The sequence below is a fragment of the Maribellus sp. CM-23 genome, from assembly GCF_021354595.1.
Lineage (GTDB): Bacteria > Bacteroidota > Bacteroidia > Bacteroidales > Prolixibacteraceae > Draconibacterium.
On record NZ_JADWYJ010000005.1, the window covers coordinates 25,848 to 52,835 of the forward strand.

Annotated in this window: 20 protein-coding genes; 16 read left to right on the top strand and 4 right to left on the bottom strand. The window is 44.7% G+C overall.

Going from position 1 to position 26,988, the window contains the following annotated elements:
* Positions 1–11: 11 nt before the first annotated feature.
* The 5 genes from INQ51_RS16530 to INQ51_RS16550 all read left to right on the top strand — a co-directional run bounded on the left by INQ51_RS16530 (position 12) and on the right by INQ51_RS16550 (position 11,751).
* Complete coding sequence (locus tag INQ51_RS16530) at positions 12–3,110, top strand: efflux RND transporter permease subunit (RefSeq protein ID WP_233379059.1); 3,099 nt, start codon at positions 12–14, stop codon at positions 3,108–3,110.
* A gap of 1,131 nt (positions 3,111–4,241) precedes the next feature.
* Positions 4,242–5,594, top strand: a complete 1,353-nt coding sequence (locus INQ51_RS16535) for an IPT/TIG domain-containing protein (protein WP_233379060.1) — start codon at positions 4,242–4,244, stop codon at positions 5,592–5,594.
* A 16-nt stretch (positions 5,595–5,610) separates the two neighbouring features.
* Complete coding sequence (locus INQ51_RS16540) at positions 5,611–8,736, top strand: SusC/RagA family TonB-linked outer membrane protein (protein WP_233379061.1); 3,126 nt, start codon at positions 5,611–5,613, stop codon at positions 8,734–8,736.
* Positions 8,737–8,757: 21 nt separating this feature from the next.
* Complete coding sequence (locus INQ51_RS16545) at positions 8,758–10,818, top strand: RagB/SusD family nutrient uptake outer membrane protein (protein WP_233379062.1); 2,061 nt, start codon at positions 8,758–8,760, stop codon at positions 10,816–10,818.
* A 33-nt stretch (positions 10,819–10,851) separates the two neighbouring features.
* Positions 10,852–11,751, top strand: coding sequence for a BT_3044 domain-containing protein (locus INQ51_RS16550; protein WP_233379063.1), 900 nt, complete (start codon positions 10,852–10,854; stop codon positions 11,749–11,751).
* 304 nt (positions 11,752–12,055) lie between these two features.
* On the opposite strand, the gene INQ51_RS16555 is transcribed toward INQ51_RS16550, so the two are convergent.
* The 4 genes from INQ51_RS16555 to INQ51_RS16570 all read right to left on the bottom strand — a co-directional run bounded on the left by INQ51_RS16555 (position 12,056) and on the right by INQ51_RS16570 (position 14,965).
* Positions 12,056–12,484, bottom strand: coding sequence for an RrF2 family transcriptional regulator (locus INQ51_RS16555; protein WP_233379064.1), 429 nt, complete (start codon positions 12,482–12,484; stop codon positions 12,056–12,058).
* Between the two features lie 21 nt (positions 12,485–12,505).
* The gene (locus tag INQ51_RS16560) at positions 12,506–13,096 is read right to left on the bottom strand and encodes a YceI family protein (RefSeq protein ID WP_233379065.1); all 591 of its coding nucleotides are present in this window, start codon (positions 13,094–13,096) and stop codon (positions 12,506–12,508) included.
* A 64-nt stretch (positions 13,097–13,160) separates the two neighbouring features.
* On the bottom strand, positions 13,161–14,327 hold the full coding sequence (locus INQ51_RS16565) for a hypothetical protein (protein ID WP_233379066.1): 1,167 nt from the start codon (positions 14,325–14,327) through the stop codon (positions 13,161–13,163).
* Between the two features lie 56 nt (positions 14,328–14,383).
* Positions 14,384–14,965, bottom strand: coding sequence for a YceI family protein (locus tag INQ51_RS16570; protein ID WP_233379067.1), 582 nt, complete (start codon positions 14,963–14,965; stop codon positions 14,384–14,386).
* A 239-nt stretch (positions 14,966–15,204) separates the two neighbouring features.
* Between INQ51_RS16570 and INQ51_RS16575 the strand changes: the two genes are divergently transcribed.
* The 11 genes from INQ51_RS16575 to INQ51_RS16625 all read left to right on the top strand — a co-directional run bounded on the left by INQ51_RS16575 (position 15,205) and on the right by INQ51_RS16625 (position 26,984).
* Complete coding sequence (locus tag INQ51_RS16575) at positions 15,205–15,921, top strand: protein-L-isoaspartate(D-aspartate) O-methyltransferase (RefSeq protein WP_233379068.1); 717 nt, start codon at positions 15,205–15,207, stop codon at positions 15,919–15,921.
* Between the two features lie 44 nt (positions 15,922–15,965).
* Entirely contained in the window at positions 15,966–17,324 is a 1,359-nt protein-coding gene (locus INQ51_RS16580; protein WP_233379069.1) for a PQQ-binding-like beta-propeller repeat protein, read from the top strand.
* A gap of 101 nt (positions 17,325–17,425) precedes the next feature.
* Positions 17,426–19,828 (top strand): efflux RND transporter permease subunit, encoded by a 2,403-nt coding sequence (locus INQ51_RS16585; protein ID WP_233379070.1) that lies wholly within the window; start codon positions 17,426–17,428, stop codon positions 19,826–19,828.
* Complete coding sequence (locus INQ51_RS16590; protein ID WP_233379071.1) at positions 19,828–20,811, top strand: polyprenyl synthetase family protein; 984 nt, start codon at positions 19,828–19,830, stop codon at positions 20,809–20,811. The genes INQ51_RS16585 and INQ51_RS16590 overlap by 1 nt, the downstream gene beginning before the upstream one ends.
* Positions 20,812–20,945: 134 nt before the next feature.
* Entirely contained in the window at positions 20,946–22,451 is a 1,506-nt protein-coding gene (gene atpD / locus INQ51_RS16595; protein ID WP_233379072.1) for a F0F1 ATP synthase subunit beta, read from the top strand.
* Between the two features lie 17 nt (positions 22,452–22,468).
* The gene (gene atpC / locus INQ51_RS16600; protein WP_119436449.1) at positions 22,469–22,711 is read left to right on the top strand and encodes an ATP synthase F1 subunit epsilon; all 243 of its coding nucleotides are present in this window, start codon (positions 22,469–22,471) and stop codon (positions 22,709–22,711) included.
* A gap of 126 nt (positions 22,712–22,837) precedes the next feature.
* Positions 22,838–23,824: a glycosyltransferase family 9 protein gene (locus INQ51_RS16605; RefSeq protein WP_233379073.1), complete on the top strand. Its 987-nt coding sequence runs from the start codon at positions 22,838–22,840 to the stop codon at positions 23,822–23,824.
* A gap of 272 nt (positions 23,825–24,096) precedes the next feature.
* Entirely contained in the window at positions 24,097–24,732 is a 636-nt protein-coding gene (locus INQ51_RS16610) for a hypothetical protein (protein WP_233379074.1), read from the top strand.
* On the top strand, positions 24,729–25,172 hold the full coding sequence (locus INQ51_RS16615) for a DUF2062 domain-containing protein (protein WP_233379075.1): 444 nt from the start codon (positions 24,729–24,731) through the stop codon (positions 25,170–25,172). Before INQ51_RS16610 ends, INQ51_RS16615 begins: the two co-directional genes overlap by 4 nt.
* Complete coding sequence (locus INQ51_RS16620; protein WP_233379076.1) at positions 25,169–25,981, top strand: SDR family NAD(P)-dependent oxidoreductase; 813 nt, start codon at positions 25,169–25,171, stop codon at positions 25,979–25,981. The genes INQ51_RS16615 and INQ51_RS16620 overlap by 4 nt, the downstream gene beginning before the upstream one ends.
* Positions 25,941–26,984 (top strand): NAD-dependent epimerase/dehydratase family protein, encoded by a 1,044-nt coding sequence (locus INQ51_RS16625; protein WP_233379077.1) that lies wholly within the window; start codon positions 25,941–25,943, stop codon positions 26,982–26,984. The genes INQ51_RS16620 and INQ51_RS16625 overlap by 41 nt, the downstream gene beginning before the upstream one ends.
* Positions 26,985–26,988 lie beyond the last annotated feature (4 nt).

Consider the following 26,988-nt stretch of genomic DNA (forward strand, 5'->3'; position numbering starts at 1 on the left):
AAGGAAAAATCATGTTAAAAGAAATCATCACTTTTAGTGTACGGCAGAAGTTTGTAGCCCTTTCGTTGGTTATTCTGATGGCTGTGGCGGGCTATTTTTCGCTGATACAGTTGCCGATCAATTCGCTTCCGGATGTGACGCCGGTGCAGGTGCTCGTCATTACCAAAGCCGGTAGGTATTCGCCTTATGATGTGGAGAAACTGGTGAGTTACCCGATTGAAACCGCGATGAACGGCTTGCCTGATGTGGCAGAAGTTCGTTCCATTTCGCAGTTTGGTTTGTCGGCAGTAACCGTGGAATTCGAAGAAAAAACAGATATTTATTTTGCCCGGCAGATGGTAAGTCAGCGTTTGCAGTCGATCAGCGACGAGCTTCCACCCGATGTTTCCAGCCCGCAGTTGGGGCCGATTACCACGGCGCTGGGCGAGATTTATCAGTATGTGGTAAGCGGCGAAAATTATTCGCTGACCGAGCTGCGTGAAATTCAGGACTGGTTGATTGCCCCGCAGCTGAAAGTGGTAAAAGGCGTTACGGAGATCAACTCTTTCGGTGGCTTTGTAAAACAATACAATGTGGTGGTTCAGCCCGGGCGTTTGCGCATGTTTGGTATCGGTATCTCGGAAGTGATCACCGCCATTTCGGCCAACAACAGTGTTTCCGGAGGAAATTACCTGGAGCACAACGGGGAGCAATTTATTATTCGTGGAGTGGGGCAGATCAATAAAGTAGCCGACCTGGAAAATATCGTTGTTACCAATATTGACAACAAACCAGTGTTTATCAAAGATGTAGCTTCGGTTGAAATTGGAACGCAGATCAGGCAGGGCGGTGTTACGCAGGATGGAAAGGGAGAAGTGGTAACCGGAATTGTGATGATGTTGCGCGGCGGAAACGGAAGAAACGTGATTGCTGATATTGAAGATAAAATCGACAACATCAACCAAAACCTGCCGGAAGGCGTGAGTATCGAAAAGTTTTACGACCAGTCGGATCTGATCAGCCGGACAACGGCCACTATCTCCACCAACCTGATAGAAGGAGGTTTCCTGGTGATTGTGGTGTTGTTGCTTTTGCTGGGGGAAATTTCAGGAGCTTTGATTGTGGCGATGGTGATTCCGTTTTCGATGTTGTTTGCCTTTATCGGGATGCGCGAGTTTGGCCTGGCAGCTAACCTGATGAGTTTGGGTGCGATCGATTTCGGGATGGTAGTGGATGGTTCGGTAGTGATGGTGGAAAACATTGTTCACGGCCTTCAAAAAGATAAAGGCAAGAACAAGGACGAAATTATACGAACATCGGCACAGCAAGTGGTGCGCCCCATCTTTTTTGGGGTTCTGATTATTCTGATGGTGTATGTCCCGATCATGACTTTCAGCGGAATGGAAGGCATTATGTTCCGTCCGATGGCGATTACGGTGGCAGCGGCAGTTTTGGGGTCATTGCTTTTGGCGCTCATTTTTGTGCCGGCTATTTCATCCATCGTTTTTCGAAAAGGAGTGAAAGTGCGGAAAAATTACCTGATCAACTTCTTAAAGCCCAGGTATACCAATTCGCTTTCCAAATACATGGATCGCAAGTGGTTTGTGGTTTCGGTGGCGGGTGTCATTTTTGCGGCTTCGTTGTTTCTGATGACCCGCTTGGGAACCGAGTTTATTCCCGAGCTGGATGAAGGTTCGATTTTGATTGAACAGGTAAGAATGCCTTCAGTAACCTTGGATGAATCGATCGAAAATGCCAATTGGCTGGCAGGGAAACTGGTGCAGAATATCCCCGAAATTCAAACGGTGGTGCCTAAAACAGGTCGTTCTGATTTGGCCAACGACTGGATGGGGGTTCATCAAACCGATGTGTGGGTGATACTGAAACCGGCCGACGAGTGGCGAAAAGGCCTCACCAAAGAAGATATTATTACCGAAATTGAGCCATACCTGCAAACAGAGCCGGGGCTGGTTTACAACTTTACGCAACCTATTGCGATGAGGGTTGATGAGTTGACCAGCGGTGTAAAATCTGACCTGGCGGTGAAGATCTATGGCGAAGACCTGGATGTGCTGAGCAAGATCGGAGAGAACATTTCCGCGCTGCTTCCTCAACTAAAAGGAACGGATAACTTTTACGTGGAGCAAACCGTTGGACAGCCCTATATTACCATCGAAATTGACCGCGAAGCAGTGGCCTCGTTTGGATTAAACGTGGACAATGTTCAACAGGTGATCGAGGCCGGAATTGGCGGCCAGGAAGTGGGACAGGTTTACGAAGGCCAACGGAGGTTTGGCATTGCTGTTCGTTATCCCGAAGATGTGCGCGATGAGTTGCATAAGATTCAGGATGTGCCGGTGCATTTGTCAAACGGTGGTTATGTTCCTTTAAAGCGGGTGGCCAAAATTGTGTTGCAGGAAGGCCCGCGCGAGATACAGCGCGAAAACGGCTGGAGGCGCCTGATTGTAGGCATCAATATCAAAGACATTGATTTGGGGAGTTACGTTGCCGGTCTGGAAGCCCAGATTCGGGAGAAAGCTGAAATACCTGCCGGATATTTTATCGATTATGGCGGTACATTTGAGAATCAGCGCCGGGCAATGCGACATTTATTGTTGGTGGTGCCGCTCTCTATTTTTATCATCATTGGCCTGTTGTACCTCAACTTTGGTAAAATGAAATATGCCATTCTTATTTTGCTGAACCTTCCTTTTGCTTTATCCGGCGGGATTTTTCTGCTATGGGTGCGCGGAATGTATCTTTCCGTTTCGGCCAGTATTGGTTTTGTGGCTTTGTTTGGGGTGGCAGTACTCAACGGGATTGTGTTGATCGATCATATCAATGAATTGCGAAAAGAGCGGAAGGGAGATCTGAAGCAGCTGATTGTGGATGGTTCGGCCGACCGTTTACGGCCCGTACTGATGACGGCTCTGGTAGCCAGCCTCGGTTTCATCCCGATGGCTTTTAACACTGGTCCGGGATCGGAAGTGCAACGCCCGCTGGCAACAGTGGTGATTGGAGGTCTGGTGACATCTACCTTGTTAACACTGATGGTTTTGCCCATTATTTATCATTGGGTGGAAAAACGAAAAAATAGATCTGAAACGCTAACAACAGAAACCGAAAGTTGAAGAGCGATTTCTGATTCGTCTAAGAAAGTTATACTGATTATTGGCAGCCCGTTTTAACGCTAGTGTTGAAACGGGCTGTTTTTTTATAGGTTATGGTGACAGTTTCTTGGGTAGCAATGGTCCCTTTTACAACAAGGTTACAAATAAGAAAACAAGTAGATTTATTCCGGATATTATCTCTGTATCTAAATTATATGTTTCGTTTGGAAGGAACATAGAGTAAAATGAGAATAAAACGAAACTTGGTAAAAAGCCGGACTCATGTTCGGAATTAGGAAAGAATTTAAGAGCAATGTTGTCGGCTGTTACTCGCTTGTTGATGAGGATTTGAAAAATGATTGCTTTGAAATATCCAATGATTTGATTATTGATTTGCTCGTATAATCTTTTGGGGAGAGGTAGGAGTACGGGGAGTTAACTGCTAAGGTACTAGTTCTTTTAGAACCTTATTTTTATTGTTTGTCGCTTTTAAATCATTTAGTTATGGGGTGGTTGGCAGGAGCTATTGTTAAAGTATGAAGATGGGCTTCTAGGGAATACGGAAGAGTCTGGAAGTGAAGTACTCATCGTTAGCTTACTCCCACCCTGAAACCAGATTTTGTCGCTTTTTGCCTAATGATTCTTATATATTATGATTAATATGATGGTCGGAAATAGGTATGTTTGAGGAGAAGACTTAGAAAAATCAAAAGTAGTTGAAACGCAATGGTGGTCTCGTCTATATGTTTTATTTTGTATGTTTTGTTGGTTTGATAGTTTCTTTTTTCGTTTAATTCTTCGTTTTTCTTTGCTTTTCTTTGTTTTTTTGATTAATCTTATGGAATAATAAACTATCTAACTTAATAATAATGAAAACGATCCTTAATATTTCTGTGACATTTATAATCGACTTTTGAGCCCTTCAAGGTCGAGTCAATGAAAAATAATAAAGAAAAAATCTCCTGTACTCTTTTATCTAAAGTTGATAAAACGAAATCTGATTTGAATAAACGTAAGTTTATAAAAGATATATGGTCAGGATTTATATATTTCTGAAGCTGGTAATTCAGCTTTGTGCCATCAAAAAGTAGTTTAAGTTCAATAAACGAAATTAGTTATCCCATAATATATTAACTGTTACAATCCATAGTTATGAAGGTGTTTAGTTTTTATCGAAAAAAGATGCTGTCGTACATTGTTGCGACTTCAATGCTTTTCCTTTTGTTTCTATCGTGTGATGATGATCAGGAAAGCTCTTCCGGAAATCCGCACGATCCATCGAAACCTATTTTGGTGACCACTTTTTCGCCGACGAAAGGTGGGGCCAAAGACAAGATTTTATTAGATGGAGAGAACTTTGGCACTGATGCCAGTAAGATTGAGGTGTATTTCAATTTAAAGAAAGCAGCTGTTATTTCGTCCAGTGGAAATCGTATTTACGCCATTGTGCCTCGTCTTCCCGGAGATAATCCGGCAATCAAGGTGGTGATTGGTGAAAATTCGGCTACTTATGATTCGACGTTTCTGTATACTCCTCAGGCCCAGGTTACCACGGTTACAGGGAATGGGACGAAAGATTTCGTGGAGGGGCCGCTTGATCAGGCTCATGTGTATGGCAAATATCTTGAGTTAGATGCCGAAGGCAATCTCTTTATGTCCTGGCGTGATGGAGGTTCCTGGGGAGTAGCTCGGATTAGTGAGAAGGAGAATATAGTTACCCCTTTGATTATCGCCACATCAACTTCAGAGCGTGTGTTGTATGCCAATGGTCTCACCGTAGATCGTGCTACCGGTATTCTTACCGCTTCTCACGAGTCAGTCCCGGAGGTATTTTTCTCTTTTGATCCGCGGGAAGCCTGGAATCCGCGTCAGCGTAATGCCAAGTTTTCAGAGTCAGACTATGCTTCGATTGTTTGGAATGACCGTTACGCAAATTTTATTACGTACTGTCCTTATGACAAGATGCTTTACACCCGGTTCCGGGATGGTAAAATAGCCCGAATCGATCCGGATACCTACGAAGCAGAGATTGTTCATCAAGGTCCTTACGGATCTCAATACGGGCAAGGGATAAATCCGTTAAAGCCTTGGGAGCTCTATATAACTTTGCACTCCAATGCTAATCCGGTTGAGTTTAGACAGGGAATTATGATGCTTGACCTCCGCGATCTGGAAAGTGGATTTAAACGCCTGAATGCACCGGGAGGAAGTGGTTTTCGCGACGGTCCGGTTGAAGACGCATTATTTAACTATCCAAAGGATATCAAATTTGACAATGATGGAAACATGTTTATTGCGGATTATGGAAACCATTGTATTCGTATGCTGTCGGCAGATGGTATTGTCTCTACGGTGGCCGGCCAACCCGGAACATCAGGCTATAAAGATGGTGGTCCGGTAGAGTCACTGTTTAAAAATCCCTGGGGTGTTGCTGTGAACGAACTGGGCGAGATTTATATTGCTGACTGGGGGAATGCAAGGATTCGCAAATTAGTTATCGAATAATTAACGTATGTATAAAATGAGGATCATTCGTATTATGTGTTTGTTGCTGATATGCGTAATGCATATGGCTGCTTTCGCACAACAAAAAGAAGAACTAAAGATTGCCGGAAAGGTGGTCGATGAGCAGGGTGAACCACTTCCCGGTGTAACTGTGTATGTAAAAGACAGGCCCACTGCAGGTACATACACCAACGCTGACGGAGAGTTTACTATAAATGTAATATATGGTGACCATTTGGTATTTACTTTCGTAGGCTACGAACCCATTGAACATGTTTCGGTGAAGTCTACTGATAATCTGCAGATACAGTTTGCTCAAAAAGGTGTAGCTCTTGATGAATTTGTCGTCGTGGGCCTCGGAGCTAAAGAACGAAAAATCAGTTCGGTAGGTGCCATCTCTACGATAGATGTTAAGGAGTTGCAAGTGCCAGCTCGATCTGTTGCCAATTTACTTGGTGGACGGGCAGCGGGAATAATCTCTCTGCAAAGCAGTGGAGAGCCGGGAAAGAACATTTCAGAATTTTGGGTGCGTGGTATTGGTACATTTGGAGCCAATAGCAGTGCACTTGTACTTATCGACGGTTTGGAAGGCGACCTGAATACGATCGACCCAGCAGATATTGAGAGTTTTTCTATCCTGAAAGATGCATCAGCTACTGCTGTGTATGGGGTTAGAGGGGCAAATGGTGTTGTGCTGGTCAATACCAAGAAAGGTCTTGTGGATAAGACGCAAATTACCGTTAGAGCCAATACAACTTTGTCCTTTATCAATCGCTTGCCGGATTATCTGGATGCCTACGAATATGCAAAATTGGCCAATGAGGCCAATGTGGTTCGCGGTGACGCACCTTTGTATAACGAAACCGAGATGGGGATTATTCGGGATGGTTTGGATCCGGATATGTATCCCAATGTAAACTGGCAGGACGAGATACTTAATAAAAGCTTTTGGTCTCATAGTGTTTATGTTAGTGGCCGAGGCGGCAGTGAAGTTGCCCGATATTTCCTGAGTTTAGGTGCAAACAGCGAAACAGCAGCATACAAGGTGGAGAAAAATAGTCCGTATGCTTCGAACGTAGGGTATAATACTTATAATTATAGGGTTAATCTGGACCTTGATCTGACCGAGACCACCGGTGTTTACCTGGGATCTGATGGTTTCTTTTCTCAGTTGAATCAGCCGGGGATTGCGAATACAGAGTATATCTGGAATGCCCAGGCTCGCCTTACTCCATTGACTATCCCTACCGTATATTCAAATGGTTTGTATCCTGGAGTTGGTGCGGGTTCACAGTCTTCACCCTATGTAATGATTAACCAAACAGGCCAAGCTTCTGATCAGGTATTCAAAGGGAAAGCTACCTTGGCTTTAAATCAGGATTTATCTTTTATAACTAAAGGTTTAAAGTTCAGGGTACAGGGAGCTTATGATATTCATAGTTTCTTTAATGAGCGCAGATCAATTCAGCCGGCACTCTACGAAGCTACCGGACGTAACTATGACGGGACACTGATTATGATTGAGCGTGTGCAGGCAAAACAAGCATCATACAATAAATCAACTTCTCAGTATCGTAAGTATCACCTGGAAGCAGTTTTTAATTATGATAAGATATTTAAGGAGGATCACCGTACCTCAGCCTTGGTATATTATTACCTCAGCGATGCCAAAAATACGAACGATGCGACCAGCAACCTGGCGGCCATACCGCTGCGTTATCAAGGGGTTTCCAGTCGGTTTACGTATGGATTCAAAGATACTTATCTGCTGGATGTTAACTTTGGTTACACCGGGTCTGAAAACTTCCAACCCGGTAGGCAGTATGGATTTTTCCCTTCGATAGCTTTGGGTTGGGTGCCGACTAATTATGAGTTTGTTAAAAAGGCTGCTCCATGGCTCGACTTCTTTAAAATCAGAGCTTCCTACGGTACTGTGGGTAACGACCGAATCACCAGTATTCGCTTCCCTTATCTGACTAAAGTGAATGAGGGTACAGGATCGGTTTGGGGTGTGCCAGGCATTGAAACAATAGGTGAAACCCGTATTGGAGCAGATAACCTCGCTTGGGAGAGAGCGATTAAGTCAAACTTAGGTTTTGAAGGTAAGCTCTTTGATAACAAAGTAGATTTTGTATTTGAAATTTTCAGAGACCAGCGAAATGGCATTTTCCAGCAGAGGGTGCAGGTTCCGGAATATGTGGGTGTGATCTCTAATCCATTTGCCAACGTGGGGCGCATGAAAAGTACAGGGGCCGATGGCAATATCAGCTATACCACTGATATTACTCCCAACTTTGGTATTACGCTACGGGGTAATTTTACTTATTCCAAAAACACCGTGCAGAATTGGGAGCAGGCTTATTTGGAATATCCCTACCTGGAGTACAATGGATTTCCTTACGGTTCCATCCGGGGATATCAGGCTATCGGGCTTTTCAAAGATGAAGAGGATGTAAAATACAGTCCTAAGCAGACGTTTGGAACTGTCATGCCCGGAGATATCAAGTACAAGGACATAAATGGAGACGGAATTATCAATACAATGGATAAAGTGCCACTAACCCACAGTAATTATCCATTAACGATGTATGGTTTTGGTGGTGAGTTCCGCTACAAAAACCTAACCTTGGGTGTGTTATTTAAGGGAACCGGAAAAACTTCTTTCTTCTACGTGGGGCAAAATACAACTGTGAACGGTGTGTCAGAAACAAACGGAATGGGTTATATGCCCTTCTTCCAGGGAAATCAGGGAAATGTTCTTACCCTGGCTGCCGATCCTAAAAACCGATGGATTCCGATGGAATACGCTTTGGAGCATGGTATCGATCCGGCTTTGGCTGAAAACCCGAATGCCCGCTTCCCGCGTTTACAATATGGAAATAATGCCAACAACAGTCAGTTGTCTACCTTTTGGGAGGGAGATTCGCGCTACCTGAGACTGCAGGAAGTAACATTGAATTATCGTGTTAGTTCCAACTTTATGAAGCGGTTGGGTGTAGCTTCAATGGACGTACAGCTTGTAGGTACCAATCTTTATATCTGGGACAAAGTGAAAATCTTTGACCCGGAGCAAGCCGTTTGGAATGGACGAAAATATCCGATTCCTCAGACCTATGCGGTACAAGTCTATTTTAACTTATAGCAATACACTAATTTTAGAAAGATGAAATCATTTTTAATTATAAAAAGAATAACCATAGCGTCTGTTGTAGGCTTGATCTGTGTGATGGCGACATCATGTAAAGATTACCTGAATATCGACGACTATTTTGACGATGAATTCAACATCGATTCAGCATTTGTCAACGCCAGGTATATCGAAGCATACATGTGGGGTGCAGCTGACATGTTCCCTGACGAAGCACAAACGGTCAGGTATGGATATACGCCCGGGCCTATGGCTGCTGATGAGGCTTTCAATGGACTAACCGGTGGAGGTTCGAGTAATGTTTACTATGGGATGGATTTTGCTACCGGGCGGATTACGCCTGACTTTTTTGGCGATTCTTCTCCCAATTTAAATCAATGGGGTAGATATTATAAGATCATACGTAAGACGAACAATATTTTGCAAAACCTTGATATGCCCAAAGATTTGACTACTACCGACAGGCTGCGGATTGAAGGTTATACGCGTTTCATCCGTGCTTATGCTTACTACAGTTTATTAGTGGATTATGGTCCGCCGATTATTTTGGGTGATGAAGTGGTCAATACCAATGAATCTCTTGAATATTACGACCGTCCGAGAGCAACGTATGACGAAGCAATGGAATATGTTTGCGGAGAATTAGAAAAAGCAGCCGAGTTGATGCCGAAAGAAGTAGGTATTCTGGATTTTGGACGCCCAACAAAGGGTGCAGCCTATGGTTTGATTGCCCGGTTGAGATTGATCCATGCCAGTCCGTTGTTTAATGGTGGTTCGGTAGCCAGTTCCTATTTCGGTAACTGGAAACGTTCTACTGACGATGTGTTCTATGTGTCTCAGGAGTATGATGAAAGTAGATGGGCACTGGCTGCTGCTGCTGCAAAACGGGTTATGGATCTTGGATTGTATCATTTATATACGGTGAAAGCAGACGAGAGTACACCAGCTCTTCCGGAAGGTGTAGTTTCTGATCCCGACTTCTACGGGAGCTATCCGAATGGTGCCGCGGGGATTGATGCTTTCCGGTCGTATTCAGATATCTTTACAGGAGAAGCGGTATCAGCTATTAACAAAGAATTGATTTGGGGTAGAAATACTTCGTACATCAATAGTTATATCAATCAAGGTGCCTTTCCTCCGTCTCTGGGTGGTTGGGGACGTTTTTGTGTGACACAAAAAGTAGTGGATGCTTACCTGATGGAAGATGGTCGCACCAAAGATGAAGCGCGTGGTGACATCTACTTTGAAACAGTTGCAGACCTTCCGGCAGGAGGTACTTTTGACGATTTGTTCACCGAACAGTCCAAGTCTTTCTCCGGATACCCCATGAATGCGGGTGTGTATAAAATGTATGACAAACGCGAGATGCGGTTTTATGCTTCTGTTGGCTTCAACGAAGCCGTTTGGCAGGCATTGTCCAGTACGACTGTTAATATGCACACTGCCAAATATTATTACCAGGATGTAGATGGACGTGGTGGTGTTACGGCAACCTCGCCTAACTATCCGATTACCGGTTATGTGATCAAGAAGTATGATCATCCTTACGATGCGCTTAGCGGTACAGGTGCCCGCACCATTCCAAAGGCATATCCTATTATCCGCTATGCTGAAATCCTGTTGTCGTATGCCGAGGCGATTAATAATCTGACCGGTAGTCACACTGTTCAGTTGGGTGATCAGACCTATACAGTTAGCAGGGATATCAATGAGATCAAGAACTCTTTTAACCTTGTGCGTTACCGTGCCGGATTGCCAGGTTTGTCAACCAATCAATTGAACAACCCGGCTGATGTGCAGCAAGCAATTGAGCGGGAGCGTATGGTTGAGTTTTTATACGAGAACAGGCGTTTTTACGATGTGCGTCGCTGGGGTATTTATGAAGACTCTGAGCGGGAACCGATTCGTGGTATGAATCCGGACGGTGCAGACCGTGAGAGTTATTACAGACGTACCATTCCGGCTACTTCATCCTATCTTACCCGTGTAGTCGACAAAAAGTTGGTTTGGGTGCCGATTCCCCGTGCGGAGCTGCGCCGGTTACCTTCTCTGGATCAAAACCCGGGTTACAATTAAGATTAAGTTGAACAAGTAGTAAAAACGATACAAATGAAACAGAGATTATTAATAATAATTGCCTTGCTGGGAACCATGGTTGCCTGTAATGACGATGCGATCTTTGAAAAAGAGATGTATAAAAATGAAGTCGCTTTGATTAGTAGCGATTACTACAATACTTTTCAGGAAGTGGTAAAGTTGACCAGTGAGGAAGAGGTTATTGGCTATGTAGCTGCCTCGGTAGGAGGAACGAATGCACCTGCGAAAGACATGGTTATTGGCCTGGAGGAAGATGCTGAGCCATTGGGCTTGTATAACTATTCACTTTATGATGCAGACTCAGCATTGTATGCCAAGCTATTGCCAAAAGATAAATACGAGATTACCGAATACCAAATTAAGGTGAATGCAGGTGAGCGCGCGGGCAAGACAATGATTCGGTTACGTCCGGATGGATTATCTCCGGATTCAACCTACTTTCTTAGCTTAAGGGCTACTGATATTTCAGGAGTGGAGCTAAATCCAAAAAAGAGCACCATTCTTTATCAGGTTTTATTGGAGAACGACTATGCTTCTCAGGCAGAAAACTCTCTTTATACCATGACCGGAATGATTAACGGAATGGTGACAGCGGCTAACAAAGAACTTTTCCCTCTCTCGTACAATAGTGTGCGGATGGTTGCAGGGAATGAAACTTTTGTCTCTAAAGAGGCTGCAATCAAAGAGACCTCGATCATTTTGGAGGTGGCCGAAGACAATAGTGTTACAATAAAACCTTACGGTTCTATTCAGGTGACTCAGTTAGATGACGATGACAAATACCCAAACGTATTTATGGTTGAAGATTATTACGGTCAGAAAACCAATGTGTTTTTATTGGCATATGAATACACGATTGGCAGCGTAACCAAGGTGATGAAGGAGCGTGTAGAAATGCAAATAAGGAATTAGCGATATAGTGATATGCTTCCGCTGATTTAGTGGATATTCCTATCATTTAGGAAATTTCTTCACTAGTATTTATGCATCGCATTATATGCAGACTAATAATCAGCATATGATGCGATGTTTTTTTATGGAGAGAATGCTCTGATTTAGTGATATGTGCTAGCCGCTAAAGCGAGAAACTCTCTTGTAAGAGAAATAGCATCAGGAGTTGGAGTTCACTCAAGTAGCGGAGGTCTGATGGGGCAACAAATTGTTGATGATTTATTGGAGGAGAATATCAAAAAAGGAAGCGTAAAAAGCCTGCAGATTAAGCAATAAAATCATCGAGCTTTACCTGTTTGTCGAGCAAGTCCTGGAGGGTGGTTGCTTTCAGGTAATCGATAATGCGGTTGTTCAGTTCGCCCCAAAAACCTTTGGAGGCGCATGTGTCTTCGCGCTTACAGGTATGATGATGCGAAAGACAATCTACCACGCAAATGCCAGGTTCAAAAGCATTGTGTATGTCGTTAATCGTAATTTCGGAAGGTTTACGGGTAAGAATATATCCGCTTTTCCGGCCCGAAGCTTTGGTGACCAGACCGGCGACTTTTAAAGAGGTCATAATGTGATCGAGGTATTTATAAGAGATTTGCTGGTTTTGGGCAATCTCTTTTTGGTAAATACCATTCTCGCATTCGCTCATGGCTATTTCAAGAATAGCACGAACGCCATATCTGGTTTTCGTACTGAATTTCACAGTGGTTAGTTGAAAATTTTTCTAAAGATAACTAAAAGCAAAAGTAATGAAAACCTCGTTGTCAACTTTTACGGTTCCAAGTATCTTTTTGGGCGGATCAATATCAAATGCTGACAACTCTACTTCCAGGTTGCCTTTTAAGATCGTTCCTGCATGTTCGCAATAAATAACTTCGCAGGGTATGATGTAGTCGCGTGTTTTTCCCGCAATGGTAATCCGTGTATCCAGCAGGGTGCTTCCTGATTCCTCGTCAAATTCTGCTGCATTGTATGCCTCCACCTTTATTTTTATGAAAGGAAACTGATCGGCATTCAGCATTTTGTAAAAATCGTTGAGCATTAGTTTGTTGGGGCCTGAGAAGTCGCGTACCGGAATGCGGATATTCTGAGAGAGTTTATTTTGAGGGGAATTGTTTTGCGGGTCAGAAAGGTTGGGGTTCAGGTTGATAAATTCAAATTTGTTGATGTTTGAAGAACCCTGGATCAACACATAGTTTTGGCATTCATCCAATTTTCCGGATTTTCCTTTGTCCCGCGCCGGTGTTTGAAAAAACAGTGCGCAGAGCAGCAGTAAAAAATAATAGCGTGGACTGAATGTGTACCTTTTTTGCATTTTATCCGGTGTTGAAGATTGCCCGGCACTTTGCCAGACAATCTTTTTTCTTAAAATCAATTCATTAGAATGAAATAGCTGCTTCGAGAACTACTCCATTGAATTTTCCTCCATCAATCTCTCCGTGCGCTGGTCCATCGTATTTTTGGTTGACGTAGTCGAGTTTTACCAACACGTTGTTGGTCATAAACCATCCGCCGCCAATGTTGGTGCGGTTAACTTCCGACCCGTCGTTGTCGCTAACATGGTTGTAACGGGTTCCCAAATAGAAACTTCCGAGGCGGTAAAGTGCCTGTACCGCTGTTTGGGTAAAATGCTGGTCGGCATCTCTGCGTACACCTTTCATGTTTTCGTAAATTCCGAATACTTCCAATCCGTGAAACTGAACAAAAACGTTGGCCATGTAGCTGTTCATTTCCGATTGACCACTGTTGGGATCCCAACGGCCTGAACGGAAATTGTCGGCTTCGGCAGCAGCTGTTTGCATTACGTTGTAGTAACGGGCACCCGCACGGTCGCCGGCCCACAAGTATGATCCGCTGTGTCCTTCTCCTACATGGTATCCCGAAAGAGTGGCTCTTACCCGAAGATCTTCGTTGATGTTTTTGTCGTAACCCAGTTTCCAGTTAAAAACAAGGTCTTCTCCCAGGTCGCCGCCGCGGCCGTAGTTCATGCGTCCGTTGTTAGCACCAACAAGGGCCAGAAACCCGTTGTTACGGAACATAACTTCCAGTCCGGGGTTGGTGGTAAATGCATCCATAACCCAGTTGCCAACAAAGGGATTGTTAAGTACTGCTGCGTTGTTGCTGCGGAAATAGTGCGCATCGCCGTAATCCGGCATCATAACACCCGCTTTAATTGTCAGGTATTTCATAATGTTATTGGCAGCCGGCAAAAACGGCATGTTGTCGATAATCAGGTAACCACCTTCTACCCACGCTTCGTTGTGGTGGCGAGAAGATAAATAGGTGTTCATATACAGCTGAATACCGGGAGCTAAATCTGTGGTAAGACTTAAGTTCGCAGTAGGTAAATTGAAATTGTTTTTCAGATCAATTAACTCTACGTCAGCTTCGTGATCCAACATTTGCAACTGAATGGCAAAGTCGGCTCCAACTTTAACTTTCACTTTATCGAAAGTGACCGGATCTATTTTGGCTTGCTCAAACTGCTGACCAAAAGAGACTATGCTAAGAAATGCAGCGGTGATTAAAACAATAAATCTTTTCATTTTAAATTGAATTAGATGTTTTTACTTGGTAATGACTGATTAAGCTCAGCGGGCTTTTATTTTGTTTTCAGAATTATCTCGTAGGCAATTTCAATGGCGTCGCCGGTTTTCAGAGCTCCCATCATGGCTGTTGGCGGCTCAATCTTGAAATCGCTCATTTTTAGCGGTACTTTTCCGGCGATTTTTACCATCTGTCCGTTTTCGGCAACCAGCGTAAAAGGCAGCGAAATTTCCTGGGTTTGCCCGGCAATAGTCAGTTTCCCTTTGATGCTGGCCTCAGAACCCGGCGAAACGGTGGCTGTTTCACTTGCTTTGAATTGAATTTGCGGATGTTTGTCCCCGTCAAGCGCTTTGTACGTTTTGTTGGTCATGATCCGGTTGTCGCTTTCAATGTTTTTTACTTCGCACACAACATGTACATCCGAAACAGATGCCTGCTTGTTTTCGTCCAGTTGAATCGCGGCGTCGCAATTAAAATCCGAAACCTTGATTTCCCAGTCGTGTACCGATGAGGTACCTAAAATGGTGATCTTACTCGTTGTTTTGTCTAAATAAAACGGAGTGCTAGCCGTTGAAATAGCCTGAATGCTTAGTAATAGTAAGCTAATGATCAGGTATTTAAAATTTACTTTTTTCATAATATTAATTCTCCTATTAATCCTATCGAAATGGTAGGATAAAGATGTTGTGAAATTTGATTTGGAATACTGAAAAAAGTCATGATTCTGGTTAGTTTAAATAAAAATAAGTTATTGTTCATTCTTCGTTCAGGTAGAAATGTTTTGTTTTTGCTCGCTGTTGGAGGCTGTATAGCAGGTTATTGTGCAGGAACATTTTGAAATTAAATTCGTTTATCCTTCCAAAGAGATATCAGGAAATGAAGTGTACGATTTCTGTTATTTATATTCAATGCGTTACCATTTTCTTAATAATGACCGTTTGGGGGCAGGAAAATAACTATAGTAGAGAGCGTTATAAGATGATTGAAACGCAATTGGAAGCCCGGGGTATCACTGACAATCGAATTTTAAATGCTTTCAGAAAAGTGCCGCGCCATGAATTTGTGTTGCCCGAGTACCAGCGTTATGCCTACAGCGATCAGCCGCTGCCGATTGAGGAAGGACAAACCATTTCGCAACCATTTATTGTGGCATACATGACCGATGTTTTGCAGCTAAAGCGGTCGGACCGTGTTTTGGAGATCGGAACCGGTTCGGGCTACCAGGCTGCCATTCTTTCTCAGCTTTGCGATTCGGTATTTACGGTAGAGCTTTTTGAATCGCTCGGAAATAAAGCGCATACTCTGTTTGAAAAACTGCACTATCGCAACATTGTCTCTAAAGTCGGCGATGGTTACCTGGGGTGGGAGGAGAAAGCTCCTTTTGATGCGATTATTGTCACCTGTGCTCCGAGTCATATTCCCAAGCCGCTTCAGGATCAGCTGGCCGATGGCGGCAGAATGATCATTCCGGTAGGCGAAGGACAGGTGCAGCACCTGGTACTGCTTCAGAAACAAAATGGCAAGATTCGGCAAAAAACTGTACTCCCGGTCCGCTTTGTCCCCATGCTCGACAAGGACAAAGGTAAATACTGAAAAACCGGAAAATTGCGTATTTTGGTGCTACCAAAAATCAATACATGTTAAAATCAATCTTTATTTCTGTCCTGCTGGTGACAGCCTTTTCTTTTTTGTCGCCGGCACAAATCGATTCTAAACGTCAGTGGAACATGTACCGGGGAAATTATGCATCCGGTTGGTTGGATAAAGCCGGCCTGCCTGAAACCTGGGATGTTAAATCGGGAGAGAACATTGCCTGGAAAACGGAGATTCCGGGTCTGGGGCATTCCTGTCCAGTTGTTTGGGGTGATAAAATCTTTGTGACCACTGCCGTGAGTGAAAACGATGGCGACGATATTAAAACAGGTATTTATGGTTCGATCGGTTCGGTACCCGATTCTTCTGTTCATCAGTGGAAAGTTTATTGCCTGGACAAAGAAACCGGGAAAATAAACTGGGAACAAACCGCCTGTACCGGCATTCCTGAACAAAAGCGGCACCCGATGTCGTCGCATGCCAATTGTACACCGGCCACCAACGGCGAGTATGTACTTGCTTTTTTCGGGTCCGAAGGTTTGTTTTGCTACAACATGGAAGGGCAGCTGCAATGGAAAAAGGATTTTGGCGTGCTGAAATCAAACTTCTTTCTGGTTCCTGATGCCGAATGGGAGTTTTCGAGTTCACCGCTTATTCATAAAAATCGGGTAATTATTCAGTGCGATGTGGACACCAACTCGTTTGTGGCCGCTTACGATATAAAAACAGGCGACGAGGTATGGAAAAAGAACCGGGATGAATTTCCGGGTTGGAGCACACCCAATGTTTATTCTGACGGAAACAGGGAGATTGTTGCGGTAAACGGATACAAACACCGGGGCGGATATGATTTTGAGACCGGGGAGCAAGTGTGGCGCATGGCGGGAGGCGGAGATATTCCCATTCCCACTCCGGTTGTTGGCGACGAACTGGTGTATTTTAACAGTGCTCACGGAAAACTGTCGCCGATACTGGCGGTGAAAAAGACTGCTTCGGGCGATATGATCCTGAACGAAAAAGGCATTGCAAGCGATCATGTGGAATGGGCCAAGCTAAGAGGCGGTGCTTATATGGGCACCATGCTTTTGTACGATGGCTTTTTGTACAATGCCCGCTGGAACGGAAAGCTAAGCTGTTATAACGCATTAACCGGCGAAGAAATCTATTCTGAAAAAGTGGGGAGCGGAAACAGTTATACTTCTTCGCCTGTGGCTGCCGACGGAGTGCTGTATATTGCGGACAACGATGGAGTGGTTTACCGCGTTAAAGCAGGACCTGAATATGAGCTGCTGGGCAAAAACAAACTGCACGAGGTTTGTATGTCAACTCCGGCCATAGCAGAAGGTTACCTGTTTTTTCGTACTTCGCAACATGTAATTGCTGTTTCAGCCAGCGAAAAATAAGCTTTTGTAAAAAGACTTTAAATTGGCGGATTCACAGGTCTCTGCTTTTTATAAATCGGAGAATTTGTACTACTTTCGTCGGGTTATTTAGATCAGAAAGCATGTGGATTAAGGTATCCCGGGTCATCCTTCGAAATAGAATTTTACTACTCTCTATCCTGGCGGTAATAACCGTTTTTTTTGGGTATCACGCACGTAAGGTGGAAATGTCATACGAGTACGCCTCGTTGCTTCCGAAAAAGGATCCCGCATATAAAGATTATCAGAAGTTTGTAGAGGTTTTTGGCGAAGAAGGGAACCTGATCATTGTTGGGATCCGGGATTCCAGCTTTTTTCGTCTCGATCATTTTAACCGTTGGAAGAGACTTTCCACCGAGCTTTCGGGGATTGAAGGAGTTGAGAACCTCCTGTCAGTTACCAACACCTACAACCTGGTTGCGAACCGCGATGAGAAGAAATTTGAAGTAATTAAAACCTTTCCTGATTCCATTGCCACGCAGGCAGAACTGGATGGATACGTAGAGAAATTTCACGAACTGCCTTTTTACCGAAAGCTGGTTTATAATGATGAAACCAACGCATACATTCTGGCCATTACGGTCAACAAGGATAAAATGGCCACCAAAGAGCGCGAAGACCTTGTTCGGAACATCCAGGCAGTTTGCCGTGCTTTTGAGCAGGACGAAAACGTTCAGCTACATTACTCAGGGCTGCCCTATATCCGGGTGGTGAATTCGGTGAAAATCAAACGCGAGTTGTACATGTTCAGCGTGTTGGCGCTGGCCATCTGCATTGTTGTTTTGTTTTTGTTTTTCCGTTCGCTGAAAGCGGTGCTGGTTCCGGTGTTGATTGTGATCACCGGGGTGATTTGGGCCATGGGGATGTTATCGCTTTTCGGGTACAAGATTACACTTCTTTCGGGGATGATTCCTCCGTTGCTGATTGTGATCGGGATCCCGAACAGTATTTACATGCTGAACAAGTTTCATCACGAGTTTGTAAGCCATGGCAACAAAGTGAAAGCCCTGCAACGGGTGATCATTAAAATCGGAAATGCAACTTTCCTGACCAACCTCACAACCGCTTCCGGATTTGCTACTTTCATAATTGTAAAAAGCGATATTTTACGCCAGTTTGGGATCATCGCATCCTTGAATATTCTGGCGCTGTTCATTCTTTCGTTGTTGCTGATACCGATCATCTTCAGCTTTATCGGACCGCCTTCTTCACGCCACGTAGGGCACCTCGATACCAAGTGGGTGAATTGGATCATCGAAGGACTGATTCACATAACACAACATTACCGCCGGGTGGTTTACCTGGTTACAATTGGGATTGTATCACTCGGTATTTTTGGCATCACACTGATCAAAAGTTCAGGTTACATGGTGGATGATATTCCGAAAGACGATCCTGTGTACATCGATCTGAAGTTTTTTGAAGACAATTTTAACGGATTGATGCCGCTCGAAATCATGGTGGATACCAAACGGCCACAGGGAGTGATGCAGCTGAGCACTTTTAATAAAATTGATGAGTTGGAAAACCGGCTGGCAGAATATCCCGAATTGTCGGCATCCACTTCTTTGCTAAACCTGCTGAAATTCTCGAAGCAGGCTTTTTACAACGGAAACGAGCGTTACTACAGCATTCCGAACAACCGCGAAAAGAACTTTATTTTACAATATGCCCAAACCGGAGAAGACAACGCCAATATGCTGCATTCGTTTATGGACAGCACGCGGCAGTCGACACGTATCAGCATTCGGGTGAAAGATGTAGGCACCAAACGAATGGAGCAGCTTTACACCGATTTCATGCAGGAAATCGACTCCATTTTCCCGGCCGATAAATACGATGTAACCGTCACCGGTTCGAGTATCACCGCTTTCCGTGGTACGCAATATTTGCTGAAAAATCTTTTTACCAGTCTGGGGTTGGCCATTTTGCTGATTTCAACATTCATGGCCATTATGTTTTCTTCGTGGAGAATGGTCATCATGTCGTTGACCCCGAACGTGATTCCGCTTATTTTTTCCGCGGCGGTGATGGGTTTCACGGGTATTCCGATCAAAGCTTCCACCATCCTGGTATTTAGTATCGCCTTTGGTATTTCGGTGGACAACACCATTCACTTTCTGGCCAAATACCGGCAGGAACTGAATCTTACCAACTGGGACATCAGCAAATCGGTACAAATGGCTTTGAAAGAAACCGGCGTGAGTATGCTTTATACTTCGGTGGTACTGTTTTTTGGTTTTGGAATTTTTAGTATTTCAAATTTTGGCGGAACGCAGGCAATGGGTATCCTGGTGTCGCTGACACTTTTGGTAGCAGTTACTTCCAACCTTATATTATTGCCATCGCTGCTTACCGGGCTGGAAAGACTTACCACTACTGAAGCGTTCAAGGAACCTTTGCTACATATTTACGACGAGGAGGAAGACATTGAGCTGGACGAACTGGAAATCGTTCCGGATGACGAACTTAAATTAGGGAATTGATGTATTCTGTAGAAGATTTACAAAAAATAGTGAGCGAAGCAGTCGCTTTGCGTTCCAAACAACTGTTGGATAAAACGCCGATTGAATTGTATAAGCCCATTCATTATTCGCTTGAAATGGGAGGAAAACGGCTGCGACCGGTGCTGGTGTTGCTGGGCTACAATCTTTTTGACAAAGAGGTTCAAAAGGCAGTTCCTGCGGCACTGGGAATTGAGGTTTTTCACAATTTCACACTGCTTCACGATGATATTATGGACAAGGCCGATGTGCGCAGAAACAGGCCTACCGTTCACATAAAATTCAGTGAAAACCATGCCATCCTTTCGGGCGATGCCATGGCTTTCGAAGCCTATAAATACTTCCTCGAAAGCGGGTCTCCGCGTTTGCCGGAGGCAATGAAGCTTTTTACCGATACGGCCATCGAAGTTTGCGAAGGACAGCAGTTTGACATGGACTTTGAAAAACGGCTGGATGTAAAAGAGGAAGAGTACCTGAACATGATCCGGCTAAAAACTGCCGTGTTGCTGGCTTGCAGCCTGAAATCGGGCGCCATTCTGGCCAACAGTCCCGAAAAAGCCGCAGATCAGCTGTACGAATTCGGAATCAACCTGGGGCTGGCTTTTCAGCTGCAGGACGATTTGCTGGATACCTTTGGAGACCAGGAAACTTTCGGGAAAAAAATTGGCGGCGACATCCTGTCAAACAAAAAAACACTTTTGTTGATCAATGCGCTGGAACATGCCGATCCGGAGCAACATGCCTCGCTGATGGAATGGATCAAAAAAGACGATTTCAACCCGGAAGAAAAGATCGGGGCGGTGACCGAAATTTACCGGCAAATCGGAGTGAAAGAATTGGCCGAACAGAAAGTGGACGCTTATTTTAACCGGGCCATTGAGATTCTGGATGAAATGGAACTGGAAGATGTTGTAAAACAACCCTTACGCGGGTTTGCCCTGAATATGCTGACCCGAAAGAATTGACGTGTTTTAAGGGCTGGAAGCGAACTTTCTAAAAAAGAAAAATGCGTTGGATAGAACTAAAACAATGTTAAATTTGTTAGCGTTTAAAATTTTTTTGACAATAAGTTAGATCCGATTTTAAAATCAAATCCAATATGGCTCAAAATACAGGGAAAATAGTACAGGTCATTGGTCCTGTTGTGGATGTTAGTTTCGAAAAAGAAGGTGGTGAATTACCAGCTATTTACGACGCACTTGAAATTCTTCGCGAAGGCAAGGAAAGTTTGATCGTTGAATGTCAGCAACACGTTGGAGAGAATACCATTCGTTGTATTTCGATGGACTCTACCGATGGTTTGAAAAGAGGTACCGATGTGAGAGCATTGGGAAGCCCGATTAAAATGCCCAAAGGCGAAATTGCCCTGGGACGTTTGTTAAACGTTGTTGGTGATGCAGTAGATGGTTTGGAACAACTGCCCAAAGAGGGATTAAAAATCCACAACGAACCACCAAAATACGAAGACCTTACTACCGAAACCGAAGTGTTGTATACCGGTATCAAGGTAATCGACCTGATTGAGCCGTATGCAAAAGGAGGTAAAATCGGATTGTTTGGCGGTGCGGGTGTAGGAAAAACCGTACTGATCCAGGAGCTTATCAATAACATTGCTTTGGCTCACTCGGGCTTGTCGGTATTCGCCGGTGTTGGAGAGCGTACCCGTGAAGGGAACGACCTGTTGCGCGAAATGATCGAGGCCAACATTGTTGACTACGGCGATGAATTCAAAGAGTCGATGGAAAAAGGAAGCTGGGACTTGTCGAAAGTAGATCCCGAGCGGCTGAAGAAATCAAAACTGGCCATGGTGTTCGGACAGATGAACGAACCTCCGGGTGCACGTGCGCGTGTAGCCCTTTCGGGTTTGACCATTGCTGAAAGTTTGCGCGATGGTGACGGTTCTGCCGGCGGCGGTCGTGACATCCTGTTCTTTGTCGACAATATTTTCCGTTTTACTCAGGCCGGTTCAGAGGTTTCGGCATTGTTGGGCCGTATGCCTTCGGCGGTAGGTTACCAGCCAACGCTGGCCACCGAAATGGGTATTATGCAGGAACGAATCACTTCTACCAAAAACGGATCGATCACTTCGGTCCAGGCGGTTTATGTACCTGCCGATGACTTGACCGACCCGGCGCCTGCAACAACCTTTGCCCACCTGGATGCAACCACTGTACTTAGTCGTAAAATTGCCGAGCTGGGGATTTATCCGGCTGTTGACCCGCTGGATTCAAGTTCGCGTATTCTTACGCCCGATATTGTGGGAGAGGAGCACTATTCGTGTGCGCAGGATGTAATTATGCTGTTGCAACGTTACACCGAGCTGCAGGATATTATTGCTATTCTGGGTATGGACGAACTGTCGGAAGAAGACAAACTGGTGGTACACCGCGCACGTCGTGTACAGCGTTTCCTTTCGCAACCTTTCTTTGTGGCTTCGGCATTTACCGGGCTGGAAGGAAAACTGGTATCGATTGAAGACACCATCAAAGGATTTAGAATGATCATGAACGGGGAAGTGGATAAGTACCCGGAAGCGGCATTCAACCTGGTGGGAACCATCGAAGAAGCCATTGCGAAAGGTGAAAAAATGTTGGCTGAAAATTAATTCGGAAAGGACTGATCATGTATCTTGAAATAATTACACCCGACAAAAAAGTTTTTGAAGGAGAAGTGAAACTGATCCAGCTTCCCGGAAGCAAGGGAACATTTGAGATTCTGAAGAACCACGCACCGATTATTTCCACACTGGGGAAGGGAATCATCCGGATCCAGGAGGAAAACAACACCGAGCACATGTTTGAAGTGAGCGGAGGTGTAATCGAGAACAAAGCAAATAAAATTATAGTGTTGGTTGAATCGGTTTAAAAAGATACATCAAAGCATAGGCCCCGCAGAGTTTTCTGCGGGGATTTTTATTTTGTGATGCAAAAGAATCCGGCAGATTAAGATATCTTTGAACACTTCGGACGAAAGGAAGACAAAGCTGTTTTTATGAAGGTAAAATTCCTGGTGATACGTTTTAGTTCCATTGGCGACATTGTTTTGACATCGCCGGTTGTGCGGGGTCTTAAACAACAGGTGCCCGATTCCGAAGTTCATTTTGTAACCAAGCAAAAACATGCCGGGTTGGTAACTTCCAACCCCCACATCGATAAAGTCCATTTACTGGACGAGAATATCAACGAACTGATTACGCAGCTGGAACAGGAAGACTTTGATTACATTATCGATCTTCACCAGAATTTCAGAAGTAACCGGATAAAAAGCAGCTTGAAGGCGCCGTCGTTTTCTGTGGATAAACTCAATTTTCAGAAATGGCTGATGGTGCAGTTTAAAATCAACCGCTTACCGCATCGCCACATTGTGGATCGTTACCTGGCCGCCACTTCTGTTTTTGATGTACAAGACGATGGGGAAGGCCTGGATTATTTTATTCCGGAAGAAGAGGCTTTCAAACGCGAAGATCTTCCGGAAACGTTCAGAAACGGTTATGTGGCTTTTGTGATTGCAGGCACTTTTGCCACCAAGAAACTCCCGGTGGAAAAAGTGGTGGAAATCTGCCGTAACATTTCCTATCCTGTAATTCTTTTGGGTGGCCGGTGCGAAAAGGAAGCCGGTGAGCAGGTGTTGGCGCAATCGAACGGGAATGTGCTGAATTACACCGGAAAAATCTCGCTGAACCAGTCGGCTTCACTTGTGCGCGATGCCAATATTGTTTTGTCGAACGATACCGGGTTGATGCACATCGCGGCTGCTTTCAAAAAGAAAATTCTTTCGTTTTGGGGGAACACGATTTCCGAGTTCGGAATGGTTCCCTACCGAACCAACAATGCGTCGCTGCAACTTGAAGTGAAGGATTTAAAATGCCGCCCCTGTTCCAAACTGGGCTACCAGAAATGCCCGAAGAAACACTTCAAATGTATGAATGACATTGACACCGGATTGGCCATCAGGTGGATACAGAAAAATTTCAACTAACAAATTTTCAAACACAGCCAGATGTTCCCAACTTCTGGAATCTGAAATCGTTGATCTTCAGTCAGCATTTAGTTTATTTAATTTCAGCGACTTATTCTTTTAACGTCCTTTAACGCACCCCCGGCAAAATCTTTTGTCCTTAAAAGAGGCAATACATCCGTTCACAGGTGTATTTCGACAGCCAACAGGAAAATCTGCCGACTCAGATTTGTTTCGTTCAATGGAAATATCCGGTGAGTTAGTTTTGCCACAAACCTGGAAACATTATGACAATGCTTAAGAGGAAAATCATTCTTTTAACAGCTTGTTCTTTGCTGCTGATGGACGGATTTGCGCAGGCAAAAGAAACTGCGGAAAACGACAAGACGGCGTGGGAACTGGCCCGAAAAGCGGAGGGAGTGTCGCTTTATTACCGATGGCTTTCGACCGACTCGATGAAAATTCGCGAAATGCGTGCCCAGTTTCAGATCAATGCCGGGGTTTCCAAAATCCTGCCGCTGTTTTCGTGTGCCGAGAATTATGGCGCATGGGCAGTTGGCGTAAAAGAGTGCAAAATTGAAACTTTCAGCGACAGTAACTGGGTCACTTATTCGCGGATGAATTACCCGTGGCCTTTTAAACAACAGGATCTGGTGGCCCGTCACCTGGTTTCCCGGTTGGATTCGGAAATCGTGATTTCCATCTCGGCCGAACCTGCTTTTTTAGCCAGAAAAGAAGGGATTGAACGCATGGAGAATTATTGGGGAGAGTGGACGTTTTCCTCGTTAAATGACGAGGCCACTTCGGTTGACTATCGCATGATCTCGTATACAAAGCCGCTTTTCCCGCGGTTTATGCAGGATCCCGTCATTCAGAAGCTATTTATTGAATCTTGTACCGAACTAAAACAACTGGCAGAAAAGAAATGAAAAGGAACAAACATCAGTGGGGGATCAGAAGAATTTTTAGCCTTCAGGAGGAGCCTGAAAAAGTAGCGCGCGGATTTGCCCTTGGTTCTTTTATCGGGATGCTGCCTTTTCCCGGCTTCCAAATGTTTATTTCGGCGGCACTGGCAAGCTGTTTTCGCTGGAACAAAGTGGCCGCCATCGCCGGAGTTTTTAACACCAACTTGTTTACGGGAGCCTTTGTTTTTGCTTTTAATTTTTGGCTGGGGAAAGAAATCCTGGGATTTGAATCCACTTTTTCGATGCCCGAAAAAATCAATCTGAGTTTTGCCCGGACGGTTATTTCGGCAGGCCGCGAAGTGTTTCTTTCATTGCTGTTGGGCGGAGTAATTACAGGTTTGTTGGCTATGGTTGGCGGGTATTACCTGTCGCTTTTCATTCTTAACAGAAAGCAACAGAAATGAAAACGGAAAAGTACACACTGATTACCGGTGCAAGTGCCGGTTTGGGGAGAGAGCTTGCCGAAGAATGCGCACGCCTGGGGCAAAACCTGCTTTTGGTGGCGCTTCCCGGCGAAGATATCTTTCGCACTGGACTTAATCTTTCGCTTAGGTATCAAGTTCGGGTGAATACGTTTGAATTTGATCTGACGGAATCCGGCGCAGTGGAGTGTTTGGTGGATGAGGTCAGCCACTTCCAAATCGATGTATTGATCAACAATGCCGGAACAGGCGGAACCAAACCTTTTTTGGAAGCTACCGCCGAGTACATCGACCGCATTGTTTTGCTGAATATGCGTGCCCTGGTTTTGCTAACACGGCTGTTATTACCGGTTTTGAAGAAGCAGGGGCGTGCCTACATCCTGAATATTGCCAGTATGGCTTCTTTTGGGCCGATGCCTTTTAAAACGGTATATCCGGCTTCAAAAGCTTTTGTGTATTCTTTTTCGCGCGGTTTGGGAGCCGAGTTAAAAGGTTCCGGAATAACGGTTAGCGTGGCACATCCGGGAGGAATGCGGACAAATCCTGAGGTGACAAGCCGCATCGAAAGTCACAACCGCCTGGTAAGAAGTACGGCGCTACCGGTTTCAACAGTAGCCCGCATTTGCATCCGGCAGTTGCTAAAGGATGATGAACTGATTATTCCTGGATTTATGAACAAACTAAGCTGGCTGGTTTTGAAAATAGTACCGGTTTGGCTACGTTTGAAAATTATGCGGTCAACGCTTCAAAATGAAATCAGAAATACCACACAAACTGCTAAAAGAGCCTGAGGTGAAAGAACAAAAAAATACGCGGGTTCTGGTAACTGGAGCCAACGGACTTTTGGGCGCCCATGTTGTGCGTTGTTTGCTCAGCGAGGGTTATCGGGTGTTGGCAATGGTTCGGAAAGGCAGCAACCTCAAAGCCCTGGAAGGCTTGGATGTGGATTGGTTTGAGGGAAATGTTACCGATAAAGAAGATGTGGTGCGGGCCGTAAAACAAAGTGATTTTGTCATCCACACGGCCGCACGAACCACGCAATCGCCGTCATCGCTCGAAGCTTACCGCAAAGCCAACATAAACAGTACGCAGTACCTGGTTGAGGCCGCCGAAAAATTTGGGATTCAACGCATGGTTTATGTAAGTACAGCCAACTGTTTTGGGAATGGTTCCAAAGAACACCCGGGAAACGAGAACACCCCTTTTATTCCCTGGTTAAAAAGGTCGGGCTATGCCTACAGTAAGTTGCTTGCGCAGCAATTGGTGCTGGACAGTGTGCGGCAAAAGAAAGTGGATGCTGTAATTGTCAATCCCACTTTTTTGATTGGCGAAAACGATGTAAAGCCCAGCAGCGGCGAGGTGTTTTTGCACGTGGTTAACAAGCGGCTTGTTTTTTATCCTCCGGGAGGCAAGAACTTTGTGGATGCAGCTATGGCAGCAAAAGGAGTAGTGGCAGCGTTGGAGAAAGGACGAACGGGAGAATGCTATTTGTTAACGGGCGAGAATCTTTCGTACCGTGAGTTTTTTGAAAAAGTGATTTCAGTAACACAACAACGACCGGTTTTTGTTCCCATTCCTTCGTGGCTGCTTAAATGCGCCGGTTTTGCAGGCGATTTACTTGAGAAATACCTTCGATTGCCGGTGCGTTTAACCCGCGTAAATGCAGGAATGTTGTGCCTTGGAAATTACTTTACTTCTGAAAAGGCAGTAAAGGAGCTTGGATTTCGCGAACTTCCGGTTCAGGAGTCGGTGGAAAAAGCTATTTTGTGGTTCCAAAAAAACAATTACCTGTAAAATT

What these genes read in the sequence shown, in the direction of transcription:
- INQ51_RS16590 (WP_233379071.1), top strand. Translation starts at nt 19,828, where the DNA reads ATGTATTCTGTAGAAGATTTACAAAAAATAGTGAGCGAAGCAGTCGCT.
- INQ51_RS16545 (WP_233379062.1), top strand. Translation starts at nt 8,758, where the DNA reads ATGAAATCATTTTTAATTATAAAAAGAATAACCATAGCGTCTGTTGTA.
- atpD (WP_233379072.1), top strand. Translation starts at nt 20,946, where the DNA reads ATGGCTCAAAATACAGGGAAAATAGTACAGGTCATTGGTCCTGTTGTG.
- INQ51_RS16575 (WP_233379068.1), top strand. Translation starts at nt 15,205, where the DNA reads ATGAAGTGTACGATTTCTGTTATTTATATTCAATGCGTTACCATTTTC.
- INQ51_RS16610 (WP_233379074.1), top strand. Translation starts at nt 24,097, where the DNA reads ATGCTTAAGAGGAAAATCATTCTTTTAACAGCTTGTTCTTTGCTGCTG.
- INQ51_RS16580 (WP_233379069.1), top strand. Translation starts at nt 15,966, where the DNA reads ATGTTAAAATCAATCTTTATTTCTGTCCTGCTGGTGACAGCCTTTTCT.
- INQ51_RS16625 (WP_233379077.1), top strand. Translation starts at nt 25,941, where the DNA reads ATGAAATCAGAAATACCACACAAACTGCTAAAAGAGCCTGAGGTGAAA.
- INQ51_RS16550 (WP_233379063.1), top strand. Translation starts at nt 10,852, where the DNA reads ATGAAACAGAGATTATTAATAATAATTGCCTTGCTGGGAACCATGGTT.
- INQ51_RS16620 (WP_233379076.1), top strand. Translation starts at nt 25,169, where the DNA reads ATGAAAACGGAAAAGTACACACTGATTACCGGTGCAAGTGCCGGTTTG.
- atpC (WP_119436449.1), top strand. Translation starts at nt 22,469, where the DNA reads ATGTATCTTGAAATAATTACACCCGACAAAAAAGTTTTTGAAGGAGAA.
- INQ51_RS16605 (WP_233379073.1), top strand. Translation starts at nt 22,838, where the DNA reads ATGAAGGTAAAATTCCTGGTGATACGTTTTAGTTCCATTGGCGACATT.
- INQ51_RS16565 (WP_233379066.1), bottom strand. Translation starts at nt 14,327, where the DNA reads ATGAAAAGATTTATTGTTTTAATCACCGCTGCATTTCTTAGCATAGTC.
- INQ51_RS16540 (WP_233379061.1), top strand. Translation starts at nt 5,611, where the DNA reads ATGAGGATCATTCGTATTATGTGTTTGTTGCTGATATGCGTAATGCAT.
- INQ51_RS16535 (WP_233379060.1), top strand. Translation starts at nt 4,242, where the DNA reads ATGAAGGTGTTTAGTTTTTATCGAAAAAAGATGCTGTCGTACATTGTT.
- INQ51_RS16530 (WP_233379059.1), top strand. Translation starts at nt 12, where the DNA reads ATGTTAAAAGAAATCATCACTTTTAGTGTACGGCAGAAGTTTGTAGCC.
- INQ51_RS16560 (WP_233379065.1), bottom strand. Translation starts at nt 13,096, where the DNA reads ATGCAAAAAAGGTACACATTCAGTCCACGCTATTATTTTTTACTGCTG.
- INQ51_RS16570 (WP_233379067.1), bottom strand. Translation starts at nt 14,965, where the DNA reads ATGAAAAAAGTAAATTTTAAATACCTGATCATTAGCTTACTATTACTA.
- INQ51_RS16585 (WP_233379070.1), top strand. Translation starts at nt 17,426, where the DNA reads ATGTGGATTAAGGTATCCCGGGTCATCCTTCGAAATAGAATTTTACTA.
- INQ51_RS16615 (WP_233379075.1), top strand. Translation starts at nt 24,729, where the DNA reads ATGAAAAGGAACAAACATCAGTGGGGGATCAGAAGAATTTTTAGCCTT.